Origin of the sequence: Cutibacterium sp. (assembly GCF_030525615.1) — a bacterium.
Taxonomy (GTDB): domain Bacteria; phylum Actinomycetota; class Actinomycetes; order Propionibacteriales; family Propionibacteriaceae; genus Cutibacterium.
In genome coordinates, this window is record NZ_JAUNEJ010000001.1 from 785,673 (window position 1) to 800,227 (window position 14,555).

General features: G+C 60.0%; 15 protein-coding genes. All 15 read right to left on the minus strand.

Annotated elements, in window-relative coordinates; all coding sequences use genetic code 11:
- Positions 1-26: 26 nt before the first annotated feature.
- Positions 27-1,157: an FKBP-type peptidyl-prolyl cis-trans isomerase gene (locus tag Q4B98_RS03640; protein WP_368492286.1), complete on the minus strand. Its 1,131-nt coding sequence runs from the start codon at positions 1,155-1,157 to the stop codon at positions 27-29.
- The gene (locus Q4B98_RS03645; RefSeq protein WP_303195491.1) at positions 1,120-1,857 is read right to left on the minus strand and encodes a pseudouridine synthase; all 738 of its coding nucleotides are present in this window, start codon (positions 1,855-1,857) and stop codon (positions 1,120-1,122) included. The genes Q4B98_RS03640 and Q4B98_RS03645 overlap by 38 nt, the downstream gene beginning before the upstream one ends.
- Before the next feature lie 12 nt (positions 1,858-1,869).
- On the minus strand, positions 1,870-2,223 hold the full coding sequence (locus Q4B98_RS03650) for a hypothetical protein (RefSeq protein WP_303195493.1): 354 nt from the start codon (positions 2,221-2,223) through the stop codon (positions 1,870-1,872).
- Complete coding sequence (locus Q4B98_RS03655; protein WP_303195494.1) at positions 2,208-3,125, minus strand: ParA family protein; 918 nt, start codon at positions 3,123-3,125, stop codon at positions 2,208-2,210. Before Q4B98_RS03655 ends, Q4B98_RS03650 begins: the two co-directional genes overlap by 16 nt.
- 240 nt (positions 3,126-3,365) lie before the next feature.
- Positions 3,366-4,286, minus strand: coding sequence for a site-specific tyrosine recombinase XerD (locus tag Q4B98_RS03660; RefSeq protein ID WP_303195495.1), 921 nt, complete (start codon positions 4,284-4,286; stop codon positions 3,366-3,368).
- Positions 4,283-4,942: an NUDIX domain-containing protein gene (locus Q4B98_RS03665; protein ID WP_303195496.1), complete on the minus strand. Its 660-nt coding sequence runs from the start codon at positions 4,940-4,942 to the stop codon at positions 4,283-4,285. Before Q4B98_RS03665 ends, Q4B98_RS03660 begins: the two co-directional genes overlap by 4 nt.
- Positions 4,939-6,621: a CTP synthase gene (locus Q4B98_RS03670; protein WP_303195497.1), complete on the minus strand. Its 1,683-nt coding sequence runs from the start codon at positions 6,619-6,621 to the stop codon at positions 4,939-4,941. The genes Q4B98_RS03665 and Q4B98_RS03670 overlap by 4 nt, the downstream gene beginning before the upstream one ends.
- A gap of 74 nt (positions 6,622-6,695) precedes the next feature.
- The gene (recN, locus tag Q4B98_RS03675; protein WP_303195498.1) at positions 6,696-8,375 is read right to left on the minus strand and encodes a DNA repair protein RecN; all 1,680 of its coding nucleotides are present in this window, start codon (positions 8,373-8,375) and stop codon (positions 6,696-6,698) included.
- Complete coding sequence (locus tag Q4B98_RS03680; RefSeq protein WP_303195499.1) at positions 8,372-9,307, minus strand: NAD kinase; 936 nt, start codon at positions 9,305-9,307, stop codon at positions 8,372-8,374. Before Q4B98_RS03680 ends, recN begins: the two co-directional genes overlap by 4 nt.
- Positions 9,308-9,337: 30 nt before the next feature.
- Complete coding sequence (locus Q4B98_RS03685) at positions 9,338-10,087, minus strand: TlyA family RNA methyltransferase (RefSeq protein ID WP_303195501.1); 750 nt, start codon at positions 10,085-10,087, stop codon at positions 9,338-9,340.
- A gap of 242 nt (positions 10,088-10,329) precedes the next feature.
- Complete coding sequence (locus Q4B98_RS03690) at positions 10,330-10,956, minus strand: energy-coupling factor transporter transmembrane protein EcfT (protein ID WP_303195503.1); 627 nt, start codon at positions 10,954-10,956, stop codon at positions 10,330-10,332.
- Positions 10,953-11,672, minus strand: a complete 720-nt coding sequence (locus tag Q4B98_RS03695; protein ID WP_303195505.1) for an energy-coupling factor ABC transporter ATP-binding protein — start codon at positions 11,670-11,672, stop codon at positions 10,953-10,955. The genes Q4B98_RS03690 and Q4B98_RS03695 overlap by 4 nt, the downstream gene beginning before the upstream one ends.
- Entirely contained in the window at positions 11,669-12,238 is a 570-nt protein-coding gene (locus Q4B98_RS03700; protein ID WP_303195506.1) for a biotin transporter BioY, read from the minus strand. The genes Q4B98_RS03695 and Q4B98_RS03700 overlap by 4 nt, the downstream gene beginning before the upstream one ends.
- Before the next feature lie 70 nt (positions 12,239-12,308).
- Positions 12,309-13,307: an HAD-IIA family hydrolase gene (locus Q4B98_RS03705; RefSeq protein ID WP_303195508.1), complete on the minus strand. Its 999-nt coding sequence runs from the start codon at positions 13,305-13,307 to the stop codon at positions 12,309-12,311.
- The gene (locus Q4B98_RS03710) at positions 13,304-14,413 is read right to left on the minus strand and encodes a hypothetical protein (protein WP_303195509.1); all 1,110 of its coding nucleotides are present in this window, start codon (positions 14,411-14,413) and stop codon (positions 13,304-13,306) included. Before Q4B98_RS03710 ends, Q4B98_RS03705 begins: the two co-directional genes overlap by 4 nt.
- Positions 14,414-14,555: the final 142 nt, after the last annotated feature.

Below are 14,555 nucleotides of genomic sequence, written 5' to 3' on the forward strand. Positions count from 1 at the left end.
ACGAGTCAGCGACTTAGTTCGGTGTCTCAGGACTCTTTCTGAGCCGAGAGAATGTCGATGACATACACCAAGGTCTCGCCCTTCTTCACCGGCGGATTGGTGTTGCCATTCGGATAGGCATCGGCTGGCGGGACGATGAGCAGTACTCGCGAACCGACAGTCTGACCGGTCAAGCCTTTCTTCCACCCCGAAATGACCGAAGTCATGGAACCGGTAATGGCTTGCTCGGAGAACCCATCCTCGATGAGTTCCTTTGTCGACCAGGCATAGGTGCGGTATTTGACGTCAATCGCGTCATTGCCAGTGACCTTTTTGCCATCTCCCTTGATGAGGGGCTGAACCACCAGCTTCGACGGCTTCTTGGCGTTGCCGATTGTCACGACGGGAACTCCCTGAACCTCCTTGACGGTCGGCAGTCCCGACGCCGGAGTGACAGCCGCACCCTTAGCCTTCGTCAGCGGTACACCCACAATGTCGACCACGAAAATCAGGGAATCACCCTTCATAATGCCGGCCTGCGGAGCACCGCCCTGGGAATCGTAGCCGTCGGACCCCGGGATCATGATGAGTACTCGGTCGCCCTCGTGCTTACCGGTGAGACCCTTGGAGAACCCCGGAATCACAGCACCTTCGGCCAACGGGAAGTCCACGGTAGCTCCACGCTGGTAGGAGGAATCGAACATCTTGCCGGTGCGCGCGTTGACGCCAACATAATTCACCTTGACGGTGGCGTTCTTGTTGACCGTCTCCCCGTTGCCCTTCTTGAGCACCTTCGACTGGGTCTTGGCGATTGCCAGCGGCCAGGCCCCCTCAATCTTGGGCGCCTTGCCGTCCTCACCGGAAACCTTGATCTGATCCAAGTTCGTGACCATGGTTGGTTTCTTGGTCGGAGTGGCCGAGGCCTTGGCGCTCGCAGAAGTCGAAACCGAGGCGCTTGGAGAGGCACTCGGGGAGGGAGTGGCGTCAGTGGATGATTTGCTGCACGAGGCGAGAGCCAGTGACGACACACACACTACGGCGGCAAGTGCGGCGGCGCTGACCAGACGATGCTTATTCGAAGTCACCTGCGTAACCCTACCCGAGCCGTGCCGATGACAAAGTCTTGTGTTCAGCGCAGCCTCACAATTCGACCAGGTCGAGAAGCTTCCCCAGTTCATCGCGGGTGAGTTCGCGCATATCGCCGCGTCCCAAACGCCCTAGTCGCACCGGACCAATCGCGGTTCGCGACAGTCGACGCACCGGGTGAGCAACCGAGTCCATCATGCGGCGCACGATCCGATTTCGGCCCTCGTGAAGGCTGACTTCAACCAAGGAGTGTTCCTCTTCGGCCTGCACAAGTCGGACGGCGTCGGGCTTGACCGGGCCGTCCTCCAAAGTAATGCCCTTGGTCAGACGGCGGATGACCTTGTCAGTGACTCGGCCCTCAACATCAGCCAGGTATGTTTTGAGCACCTTATACGACGGGTGAGTCATACGGTTAGCAAATTCGCCATCGTTGGTCAGCAGAATAAGACCTGAGGTCTCGGTGTCGAGCCGCCCGACGTGAAAGAGGCGAATGCCATGTGGAACGCCCTCGATGTCGGACAGACAGGGCCGGCCCTCTGGGTCGTCCATTGTTGACACCACACCTTGCGGTTTATTCAGGACGTAGTACACGTGACGTCGCGCGGTAGGAATGCGGGATCCGTCGACGCGAATCTCGTCTCGCTCGGGGTCGACGCGTCGGCCCTGCTCAATAATGAGTTCACCGTTCACCTCAACTCGTCCATCCGCAATCATCTGTTCTGCGCCACGGCGGGACGCCAGCCCGGCTTGGGCCAGCACCTTTTGAAGCCGGATGCCTTGCTCGTCGCTCATATCGTTCCTTATTCAGTCAGTGGTGAGGAGACGGGCCAGTTGGGAGTCCTGACCATTCTCCTCCAGATCGGCCAAGGCCATGGCGACCGAGGCGCGCACAATACGGCCACGGTCGGCGTTGACTCCCCGGGATCGCAGAGTCAGTCTGGCGGTCTCCAGAGCAATGAGTTCCTCGGTGGAAACGTAGACGGTGATCTTCTCATCATGGCGGACTCTCCCGCTACCTGCGCGTCGTCGCCCAGCAGAACTGGGCTGGGACGGATTAGCCGTCGTCTTCTTGGAGGATTTTGCCTGCTGCGGTTCGTGGGTATCAGTGGTCGGCCGGAAAAGCTCGTTGGCCCCTGGCAGGCTCACTCGTCGCGGCATCGGGCCAGAACCTCCTTAGCCAGATCGCGATAGGCCTGAGCCCCCGATGACGAAGAGGCGTACGTAGTGATCGGTTCTCCGGCAACGGTCGTCTCGGGGAATTTGATGGTGCGCTTGATAACGGTGTGGAAGACGACGTCTCCGAAAGCCTGGACGACGCGCTCCATAACCTCGCGCGCATGGAGGGTACGCGCATCGAACATCGTGCCAAGGATGCCAAGGATTTCCAGATCTGGGTTGAGACGATCCTGCACTTTTTCGATGGTGTCGGTGAGCAGGGCGATACCGCGCAGCGCAAAGAACTCACACTCCAGCGGCATGATGACGTAGTCAGAGGCGGTCAGAGCGTTGATGGTGAGCAACCCGAGCGAAGGCGCGCAGTCGATCAGGATCAAGTCGTATTCGTCGCGGACTCGATCAATGACTCGCTTGAGGGTCTGCTCGCGAGCCACCTCGCTGACCAGCTGTACCTCTGCCGCCGACAAGTCAATATTGGCTGGTAGAAGATCCATCCCCTCGGTCTCGGTGGGCTGAATGACATCGTGGATGTCGTCGTCCCGGGTCATCAGGAGGGTGTAGATCGACTTGTCGAGAGTATGTGGGTTGATTCCCAACCCCACCGACAGGGACCCCTGCGGATCAAAATCGACCAGCAGCACCTTGCGGCCATATTCCGCGAGACCGGCACCCAGGTTGATCGTCGTGGTGGTCTTGCCGACTCCACCTTTCTGGTTACACATCGAGATAACGGTGGCGTGTTTCGGGCCATCGGGAACCGGCGTCGGTTCAGGAAGGTCGGGCAACGGGCGTCCGGTCGGACCGACGGAGTTCTCGGCAGCCTCCTGGGCCTCCCGGCCCGGCCCGGGGACGCGGAACAGCGGTTCAGGGTCTGTCTCGGACACGTGGTGACCTTCCTCTCGGCATCACGGAAAGACTCCGTGCTTCCATTAACGATAGTGGGCAGATCAGACAATCGAGCCACAGCGTAGATGTCTTCGCCACGTGAATGACGCTACTCACACTCGCTCGTGGGTTGTCATAAGCCGTTATCACCCTGGTCAAGCACCTCTGGCCGCCTTCAGAAGAATCCTTCATTCCAACGCTCACCACAGGCCTGAGCCTTACCGGTCGATGGGGATATGTCACACCGCCCGTGGGTGGGAAGACCGATAGACCTCCCTGAGGTGGTCTGCGGTCACCAAGGTGTAGATCTGGGTCGTCGTCACCGAAGAATGACCTAACAACTCCTGCACCACTCGCACGTCAGCCCCGCCGTCAAGCAAGTGGGTGGCGTAGGAATGACGCAAACTGTGCGGTGACAAATGTTCAACGTTCAGGCCCGCCGCCTGTCCGGCCCGACGAATAGCCGCCCACGCTGATTGCCGAGACAGCCTCCGCCCCCGCGTGTTGAGCAGTAGAGCATGATCGCCATTCCCGACTCCAGCCCAGGATGGACGCCCACGCACCAGCCATGCATGTACCGCTTTCGCGGCGTAACTACCCAGCGGGACGATGCGCTCTTTGTTACCTTTGCCGATGATTCTCAGCCCCAGATCTGGATCATCGAGGACCGGACGGATGTCATCAACGTCGAGGGCACACACTTCCGAGACACGCGCCCCCGTGCCATAGAGCAATTCCAACAAGGCAGCGTCGCGTAAGCCTTCAACTGTCTCGGTATCAGGTGCCGCCAACAGCGCTTCGACTTGCTCCACGGAGAGAGCTTTGGGCAGTCTGCGAGAGCGAGTTCCCGGAGAAATCCCGGCAGTAACGTCGGTGGAGGTTTGCCCAACACCGGTCGCAAAGCGATGGAGGTTGCGCACCGCAACCAAACACCGGGTCACCGATGCTGGTGCCAATTCCAGATCGCCAAGATGTCGACGAAATTCCTCAACGTCGACGCGGGTCACCTGCCGCAAAGAGCGTATCCCGCGCGAATCAAGAAAGTCCTCATAGCGTGCAAGGTCGCGCCGATAAGCCTGGACCGTGTTGTCGGACAATCCTCGCTCGACGACCAGATGGCGCAAATAATCCTCGGCCTGGTCACCGACGCACGACGTCACGCGGAAAGAACTCCATTAATGCCACCGGGACGCTGACGAATCGGCCACGGCGAATCAGCAGGACGCAGCTGATCGATCCGGCCACTACGACGGGCCAGGTCAAGAGCCATGACTCCGGTAACCAAGGTCGGTGACTGGCAGTCTCCGGCATAGATCGCCTCGACAAGATCGTCCAGTGGCTCCCATCCGGCCTTCATCGACACTTCCTCACCCTCCAACACGAAACCGTCGGGGCGTGGCGCTTTGTGAAGTCCACGAGCCAAGTAAATCCGCAAGGATTCCTGACACCCTCCCGGAGTGGTGACGATATCAACCAGAATGCGCCAATCATCAGCTGCCAGCATGGCCTCCTCGGCCAGTTCGCGCTGGGCTGCTGCCAAAAAGTCCTCGCCCTCGACGTCAAGCAGGCCGGCGGGAGGCTCAACAAGCACCATCCGCACCGGGTGGCGATACTGTCTGACCACCGCGACACGGTCCTGGTCGTCAAGGGCGATAATGCCCACCGCGCCGGGATGACTCATGTACTGACGATTGATGTGCTCCCCCGACGGGGTGACGACCGCGTCATCGACGAAGTCGCATACCCGACCGGTCGCCTTCACCTGGTGGTCAACAACCTGCCAGCATTCGTCGTGGTCCCAGCGCTGGTGATTCACTTCTCAGCCTCCTTGATGGCAGCCTCTTTGGGCTTGCCAGCGGCTTTGGCGTGCTCAATACCGGCAGCGATAAGTCCACGGAACAGCGGATGGGCATGGGTCGGACGAGACTTCAGCTCGGGATGGGCCTGAGTCGCGACGAAATACGGGTGGACCTGACGATCGAGTTCCACAAACTCCGCCAGACCCCCATCAGGAGAGGTACCGCTGATCCGCAAACCTGCCTGCTCGAGACGCTCTCGGTAGGCATTGTTGACTTCGTAGCGGTGCCGGTGACGCTCGGAGACCGTCGTCGTGCCGTAGAGCTCAGCCACCAAGGAATCCTTGGCCAGCTTGGCTGGGTATGCCCCCAGACGCATGGTGCCGCCCAGATCTCCCTTGCCGGACACAGCGTCGACCTGCTCAGCCATCGTCGCGATGACAGGGTCGGGAGTCTGCGGGTCGAACTCGCTGGAGGCAGCGTTCTCGATACCTGCCAGGTCGCGAGCGACCTCGATGACCGCGCACTGCATACCCAGGCACAGCCCGAGGAAGGGCACCTTGTGCTCGCGGGCGTAGCGGATAGCACCGATTTTGCCCTCAACGCCACGGATACCGAATCCGCCGGGGACACAGATAGCGTCGGCATCCTTGAGCTGCCGGGCAGCACCGTCGGAGGTCGCACAGGAGTCCGAAGCCACCCACACAATATTCACCTTGGCCTTGTTGGCGAATCCGCCGGCCCGCAGAGCCTCCGTCACAGACAGGTAGGCGTCCGGCAGGTCGATGTACTTGCCGACCAGCGCCACCGTCACCTCACTACGCGGTTTACGGACCCTATCCAGCAGATCATCCCACGTCGTCCAGTCGACGTCGCGGAAGAACAGACTGAGCTTCTGCACCACATAGGCATCGAGGCCCTCACGGTGCAAAACCTTGGGAATGAGGTAGATCGACGGAGCGTCCGGACAGGACACGACAGCCTGGCCTTCAACGTCACACATCAGGGCAATCTTGGCTTTGATACCTTTGCCCAGCGGGCGCTCGGCGCGACAGACAATGGCGTCAGGCTGAATACCGACTTCCCGTAGGGCCGCCACGGAGTGCTGGGTGGGCTTGGTCTTCATCTCACCGGACGGCTTGATGTAGGGAACCAAGGACACGTGCAGGAAGAACACATTCTCCCGACCGATTTCGTGGCGAACCTGGCGGGCAGCCTCCAAGAACGGCAGCGACTCGATATCGCCGACGGTGCCGCCGATCTCATGAATGACGACGTCAGGATTGCCCTCCTCCATCGCCAACATACGTTCCTTGATCTCGTTGGTGATGTGAGGAATCACCTGGACGGTGTCACCCAGGTAGTCACCGCGACGCTCCTTCGCGATCACCGCAGAATAAACCTTGCCGGTGGTGACGTTGGCCTGTCCAGACAAGTTCTCGTTAAGGAACCGCTCGTAGTGGCCGATGTCCAGGTCAGTCTCAGCACCGTCCTCTGTGACAAAAACCTCCCCGTGCTGGAATGGATTCATCGTCCCCGGATCGACATTGAGATAGGGATCAAGTTTCTGCATCGTAACCTTGAGGCCACGAGCCTTGAGAAGAGACCCAAGGGAGGAGGCCGTGAGCCCCTTCCCCAAGGAGGAGACGACTCCTCCGGTAACGAAAACGTGCTTGCTGGAGTGATTGTCGGTGCCCACGGACCTCCAGCCTAACGGATGATCCACGGTTTCGGCCAAGGCAGCTCGACTAACAGGCATTCCGCCTCACCATGTCAGCCTTGCCCAGCCACCTCATGCAACAAATCATGAGCGTGCTCCAGACCTGATTCCGAATCCACCATTCCACTCATCATCCGGGACAACTCGACCTCGCGGTCAGACCCACTCACCTCTCGCAAACCTGAACTCGTAACAGCTCCGTCGGAGGCCTTTGTGATGACGACGTGTCTGTCGGCAAAAGCGGCAACCTGAGCCAGGTGGGTGACGACAATGACCTGGTGACGTCGTGCCAGTTGCCGCAGCCGCCGTCCAATTTCGATACCCACAGCCCCACCGACTCCCGAGTCAATCTCGTCAAAGACGAAGGTTTGCGGGGTCTGGGTTTGCGCGGCAACGACCTCCAGAGCAAGTCGCACCCGCGAAAGCTCTCCACCTGAGGCTGCTTTGGACAGCGGTGCCGGGTCCGCCCCGGGGTTGGCTGCCAGCATGATCGTCACTGCGTCGGCCCCGCGTGGCCCCATCGGGGCTGGTTCGACACGAAACTCCAGCCGAGCCTGCGGCATGGCCAAAGCCGCCAACTCCGGCTTCACCTCGGCGGCCAACCGTACAGCTGTGCGACGTCGAACAGCGCTAATACGGTCGGCAGATTCCCGCAACTGGGACCGTAACTGCTCCACTTGTCGGCCCAGAACATCGAGGTCAGTGGCAGCAGGATCAAGTTCAGCAAGTCGTTGTCGATCAGCAGCGGTGGTCTCGAGCAGATCATCAAGGGTCGTCGTGCGAGATCTCAACAGGTGCTGAATCGCGGCTAGCCGTCCGCCCAATTCCTCCAGACGCTGCGGATCGGACTCAGCATGGGCCGCATGGCCGGCCACCGAGGCGGCGAGATCAGTCATGTCATACGACATCTGACGGGCGCGCTCTGCCAGCTCAGCAGCCTCCGGATCGACGTCTCCGGTGCCGTCGAGCTCGTGGACAGCCTGCTCCAACAAAGCCAGCGCTCCCGGTTGAGGTCCGCTCGAAGTTTCCAGACCGTTGATAAGGGTGTCGGCCCTGCGCAGCGCGTCTCGAATTGATTGAGCCGCTTGCAGATCGGCCATCTCGGCGATGAGGTCATCGTCCTCGTGGGGTTGTGGGTCCACGGCGTCGACCTCTCTGACCCGACGTGAGAGCACCTCGCGTTCCATCTCAGCCCCGGCACGATCCTCATTGAGACGACGCAGTCGCTGGGACGCAGTGCGAAAGTGCGCCCATAACTCGGAATGTCGACTCAACTGATCTGCCAGTTTGTTCCCGGCGGCACGGTCTACGACGTCGAGTTGACGCGAGGCATCCACCAGCCGGACCTGCTCGGACTGGCCATGAATGGTCACCTGGTCTCCAACAACCTGGGCCAACTGGCTGGCAGTAACCTGGGCTCCCCCCAGCAAGGCCCGGGAACGGCGCGTCGTGATGTGGCGGGCACAGATAACTTCATCGTCTTCAACTGTTCCGCCCAAGTCATGAATGTGCCCTGCGTCAGGAGCGTCAAGGACGGCTTCGACAACCGCGCGATCACGACCTCGGCGGACCAGTCCAGTGTCGGCCTTGTCCCCCAGCAGCAGCCCGATACCAGTAACCACCATCGTCTTGCCGGCCCCTGTCTCGCCGGTCACCGCCGTCAGCGCGGGAGACGGTTCCAGAACGGTTTCGTCAATGACGCCCAGCCCGCGAATCCGAACACTATGAATCACAAGTTCTCCCCCGCATGGTTGCGTCCTCTCCCTTGACGCCACCCGCTGACCGGCAGCTCGAATTTCTTGACCAGACGAGAGGTGAACGGTTGTGCGGCCAAGCGAGCGATCCGCAGCCGATCGGGATGACGCACGACGGTAATCCTCTCCCCCGGTCGCACCGTGCAGGAACGGCGTCCGTCACACCACAACACCGCCGATTCGGACCCGTCGGGCTGAACGTCAAGGTCGACGCGAGCAGCTGGGCTCATGACAAGAGGACGGGCAAAAAGGGCGTGGGCGTTGACTGGCACCATAAGCATGGCGTCGAGATCGGGCCACATCACTGGGCCGCCGGCGGAGAACGCATAGGCAGTGGATCCAGTAGGGGTGGAGACCAGGATCCCATCGCAGCTCCAGCGTTGTACTGGCAGTTCGTCCACCGACGCCAGCACGTCGAGCATGCGCCGTCGTGCTGCTTTTTCCAAGGACAGCTCATTGAGGGCGAAAGAGTTCCAGCGATGCTGCCCGGCGTGCTCGGTGACGGTGACTTTGAGGACCAGGCGATCCTCAATGGTGTAGTCGCGTGAACAGACCTTGTTGACCAGATCTGCCATGTCGGAGCGTTCGAGTTCAGCAAGGAATCCGACATGGCCCAGATTGACACCAATCATGGGGACGTGACGCGGCAGGGACCACTCGGCGGCCCGGAGGATCGTGCCGTCCCCACCGAAGACAACGACAACCTCCGCCTCATGGTTGAGCTTTGCGAGTCCCTGGACCACAGTTCCAGGCAACTTCTTTGCCATCGGCTCAACCTGGTCGTCGGGAACGGCACAGTTAATGCTCCTGGTATCCATCTCCGCGATGAACTCAGCAGCCGCGTCAAAAGCGTCGTCACGAGTGGCATGGGTGACGACGACAACATATCGAGAAGGGCTCGTGTCGTTCACGTCACCACAGTAGCGGTCCGGTACGACCAGTCAGATCCTCTTTCGACGACCAGACCGTTCCAACAGAACGAAGTGTTCAACGTTTCCGTCTTGACCAGGCAAGGTGCTATCGCACTCGTCACGCACTGACCATCCCAAATGGTCAGCCTTATCAATGACGGTGGCAACAGCCTGAGCGCGTAGCTGTGGATTAGTGACGACACCGTGGGCACCAAGGGCCTTGCGTCCCACTTCGAATTGAGGCTTGACCAACAACAACATGAGCCCGTTCGCGCTCATCACTGCCGACAGGGGTTCCATAATCATTGTGAGGGAGATGAAGGAAACGTCGCCGACCACCAGTTCCATCGGCTCGAAGGTCCCGTCCATCATCAGGTCATCAGGAGTGAGGTCGCGCAGGTTGAGTCCTTCGTGAACAATCACCCTTGGATCGTCGCGTAGCACCGTAGAGAGCTGGTCATGACCGACGTCGACGGCGTGAACGAGTTGGGCTCCCCGCGAAAGCACAACCTGAGTGAATCCACCGGTTGAGGCTCCGGCGTCAAGGACACGGGCGGGAACGTTGACGCCCAGGGTGTCCAAAGCTGCGAGGAGTTTGTGAGCAGCTCGGGAGACCCACACCTCCTCCTCGGCAGTCAAAGCGTCGAACTCGTTGACCTTCGTGGCGGGTTTGATGACGACAACTCCGTTGACGGTCACCCGCCCTTCTCGAACCAGGCGCGTGGCTAAAGTGCGCGAACGCACAAGTCCGGCATTGACGAGGGCCTGGTCGAGTCTCACGCGCTAAGCCTGCCACCTCCCACTGACGTGGCCTACCCGCAATCAGGGAACCTACAGTTTTCAGCTGCAAATCGCGCGAAAAACTGGCCGTTGAGTCTTACCCGCCGACAGGAAAAACGGATACTGACCGCTGGGATAACTAATGGGACCATGCGCCTCGAATATGAAGGTCGCCAACTTCCGCGCCGCCAGCTACCCATTTCTGGCGTCTCACACTTTGACCATATGGTGTTCTGGTGCGTTCACTCCTCGTCACCGAGACCGCGAGCTTTGAGGGCCTCTCCCATCTCCAAGGCATGGCCCACTGCACCGATGAACATCGGGATAAGGAATCTCCAGCTGGAACGCTCCAGTCCTCTAGCTCTGGCGGCCTCCCTCACCTGCCCCACCGAACCAATGAGGTAAGGAATTGTGGTCCACATCAACGCCAGGGTGAGCGCAAACTTCTCGGGCTTGGCCCCCAGCGGACGTAACGGATGCACCATCGTGACGATGACATCCATAAGAGCACCAGGATCTGTTGTGCAGGTGACCAAACGAGCAATATATAAACACGCGAGCAGCCCCGCGACGTAAATCACTCCTCGCTGCCAAGTGGTGAACACGCAGTGGTACGCAAGGATGAGGGCGTTTGCAATCCACAGTGGTACACCAATAGACAGCGCAGTGCGGACTGACATCTTGGCAACAACCACGTCAATAGCTATGGCCATCACCAAACAACTCAGGGAGAACCACCATTTCTTGACAAAGAATGGGGTGACGCCAACGACCAGGACGAGCAGATATTTCAGCCAGACCGGCATCCGGTGAGCCAGGCTGTGGCCAGGACGATAACCGCCCAAGAAAGTCGAGACATCAGCCTTCATCGCGACTGTCCCTCGATCATCATTCGTCTGCGATATCTCGCGATCACCTCTTTGGGATCGCCGTCATCAACTACCCGGCCTCCCTCGACCGCCAACACTCGATCGAACGACGCCGCCAGCTCAAGATCATGGGTGCAGCACAGAATCTGTTGCTCGAGACGTTCAAAGGCGTGGCGAACCATCTCTCGATTACGCAGATCCAGCAGGGTCGTCGGCTCGTCAGCGAGGATGACCGAGGGTTCCACGGCAAGAACACTCGCCAAAGACACCAACTGCCGCTCTCCACCTGACAGGGCATGAACACTGCGCCCGGCTATGTCCTCTAGCCCCTGGCCAGCCAGGATTCTCATGGCGGTTTCGTGACGTTCAGCGCGGTCGCGGATGCGCTGACGCAAGGACAACTCGACGTCAGCGATAGGGGTTGACATGACAAGCTGACTCATGGGGTTGGTGAAGATGTATCCCACCCGTCGCCGCGCAGCTTTGCCGTCAATCGTCGGATCAATTCCATCCACGGTGACGGTGCCGCTGGTGACCTCCATCAAGCCATTGACGAGTTTGAGCAAGGTCGACTTGCCAGCCCCGTTGGGACCGACCACACCCACCCGCCGCTCAGACAAGGTGAGGTTAACCCCGCTCAGGACCGTCACACACCGACGATGACCCTCGACGTCATACTCATCAACGTCGAGGCCTGCATTCCTGAACTCAATCACGGCATGAAACGGGGGAACGCGGTCAGCACAGCAGTAGCAATGAGACAGGCCAGAATGGCCTTAACCAAGTCCAGCCCGAAAAGCGCGACATTGGTAGTCAGCGCCGCATTAAGGCTCAGCTTCGCAAAACCCATCAACCCGAGGACACCGCCGAGGTAGACCACCACCAGGTCCACAAGTGCGACAAGGAACAGCCACACTGGAAGCATTGACTTGCGTGGACGCCGACGCAGCACCACCGTCGCCACTGCGCCCGACACAAACGCTCCCAGCAACCAGCCCCACAAGTAGCCTCCGGTTGGGCCGATGAGAACGCCGACTCCGCTGGAGCCTCCGCTGAAGACCGGAAGCCCCAACGCGCCGACGAGGATGTACAGCGCCACGGCACATCCGCCGCGGACGCTGCCCAGAACCATCGGTGTCAGCATGATCGCAATCATCTGCAAAGCGAAAGGTACCGCCCCCACCATGAATATCGGTGGGATGACGGCCAGCACTGCGATGAGAGCCGCGAACACGGCGATGAGTGCCAGATCAGTAGCCTGAAAGCCTTTATGTGACGACATTGGTGTTCCTCCCAACGCGGGATGAAGCGACCGCCCCGGTTGTCGGCCGCCAGGATTAATTGAACACCGTTCAGTGTAGCTTGTCGAATGGCTCCGCAGGCTTGTCGGGAACAGTTGCGCTGGATTGATAGATCAGGCCCATCATGGCCATTACCGTGTCAAGCTGTCCGGAGACATCGGTGGGCACATCGGTCGCGATAACATCGCCGCCAGTCGTCAATGAGACCTCAACGTCACCACAACGGGCGTGTTCGTGCGACACCTCAACTTCCCGTTCCGGCTCCAAAAGGCCCGACAGGTCGGCCGCGATGTTATGCGGTCGCTCCTCAGGCGTTGCCGCCAACAGATCGGCGACGCCATGAGCTCCGGTAAAGACGAACAAGGAGTCCATCCCCATCGCATTGGCACCACGGATGTCGGTGTCCAGCCTGTCCCCAACGAAAATCGGAGTTTTACACCGCAGACGCGAAACGGTGGCCTCTAACAACGGACGGTAAGGCTTGCCGGCGATCACTGGTTCAGCCTCACAGGATGTCGAAACAACCTGAAGTTGAGCGCCGATCCCGGGGACGATCCCGCGATCAGTGGGACGGGTGATGTCCGGATTGGCCGCGTACCATGTGGCTCCGGCCTGCAGAGCGAATCCTGCTTCCTCCAACAAAGACCACTCGATGTGCGGGTCGTAACCCTGAATGACGGCCACCGGATCGTCCTGCGCCGAACCCACTGGGACGAACCCGCGAGCTTGCACCTCCTCGCGCAACGCCTCAGTGCCAACGACAAGCACCTTAGCCCCGTCCGGCAGCCTCTCAGCCGCGAGATCTGCGATGGCCTGAGCCGAGGTGACGACATCGCTGGTATCCGTAGGAATACCGATATCTGTCAAATGCTGAGCCACAACTCTTGCCGAACGGGCTGCGTTGTTGGTAACGAAACCAACCTTCACCCCTCTACGACGCAGTTCCGCAATCGTCTCCGGGGCGGCCGGTACGGCGTGAGGTCCCAGATAGACGACTCCATCCAGGTCAAAAAGAGCAGCGTCATACCCGTCGATGAGAGCGCCACTCATTGCTGGGCCTCCCCGTCGTCCGTCTCGATGAAAACCATGTCGTCGGCAGCCTCCGGAGCCTCACTTGGGTCTTTGCCGTCAAGAATGTCGATGCGGTCCTGGCAGTCCAAGAAATTGGCGGGATCGTGGCTGCGGGCAGACACAAACCACTTTCGCGCCCCCTCGGTGTCCCCGTCTTCGAGCAAACTCTCGGCATACGCATAGTGCAGACGAGCGGTAGCCTCCGTAGGCGCCTTGAGATTCTTCACGGCGTCGCGGAGCAACCGGACGGCCTCAGCTTTCTGGTCAAGATCACGACGGGCACCCGCCTGCACCAATACCAGCTCGACCCGCTGTGAGGGGGACAACTCGGCTTCCAAACCCTCTCGAATGAGACGTAAAGCGGCTTGGGGACGCCCGAGGGCGCGCTCGCAGTCAGCAATTACCGGTAAGAAGTTGTCATTACCAGTCATGCGGCGAAGCGCACGGTAGTCGTTGAGGGCCGACGAGTACTCACCGGCCTGGTACGCAGTATCTGCAGCCACCTCACGCAGTACAGGTAGTCGTGGAGCGTGTCGACGAGCCGCTTGAGCATGAGCGTTAGCCTGAGCCGGATCCTCGTCGAGCAGCTCAGCAGCAGCGACCAAATGCCCTTCGATGATGTGAGCGGTATCAGCTGGAACACCGCGCAGCTCCGCGCGCACCGACGCAGGTAGCGCCTTCTCATCAAAGTCTAACGGAGCCATAGGCTCATCGGCGGCTGAGGTCACTTTCTCGTCCGCCAAAGCCTCATCGCTGCGACGATCCGGCCGATCACCATGGCGACGATCATTACGGAAGTTCTTGCGATGTCCCCTCTTAAAGTCCCCGTGATTGCCCTGACGGTCCTTGTCCCAGCGACGATACCCAGATCCTTGGCCATCGCGACGCCGGTTACCGCCGTCTTCCCCGCGTCCGTGACCGCGACTACCGGACCACGATCCACCACCGTCACGACGTGCGCCCCCGCCACGACCATTCGAGTTCCAACCGCCGCGTCTGCCCGACTTACCGGACCATCCCTTACGGCCCTGACCTCGCCGCTCTCCGCCAGATCGACCGTTATTAGGGGAGGAAGAATATGCCATGTCCTCATTGTCTCGCACACCCGGTCGTCATGGCGAACCGACGACGAAAACACGTAGATCTAGCATCCTCAGTGTCCTAGTTACGGTTACCACGCTATTCATCTTTGGTTTGCGTGTTGCTGATAGTTTGGTTTGAAATAGT

Coding starts and splice junctions, on each gene's coding strand:
- Q4B98_RS03690 (WP_303195503.1), bottom strand. CDS start 10,956: ATGAAGGCTGATGTCTCGACTTTCTTGGGCGGTTATCGTCCTGGCCAC.
- Q4B98_RS03650 (WP_303195493.1), bottom strand. CDS start 2,223: ATGCCGCGACGAGTGAGCCTGCCAGGGGCCAACGAGCTTTTCCGGCCG.
- Q4B98_RS03710 (WP_303195509.1), bottom strand. CDS start 14,413: ATGGCATATTCTTCCTCCCCTAATAACGGTCGATCTGGCGGAGAGCGG.
- Q4B98_RS03700 (WP_303195506.1), bottom strand. CDS start 12,238: ATGTCGTCACATAAAGGCTTTCAGGCTACTGATCTGGCACTCATCGCC.
- Q4B98_RS03645 (WP_303195491.1), bottom strand. CDS start 1,857: ATGAGCGACGAGCAAGGCATCCGGCTTCAAAAGGTGCTGGCCCAAGCC.
- Q4B98_RS03640 (WP_368492286.1), bottom strand. CDS start 1,157: ATGAACTGGGGAAGCTTCTCGACCTGGTCGAATTGTGAGGCTGCGCTG.
- Q4B98_RS03705 (WP_303195508.1), bottom strand. CDS start 13,307: ATGAGTGGCGCTCTCATCGACGGGTATGACGCTGCTCTTTTTGACCTG.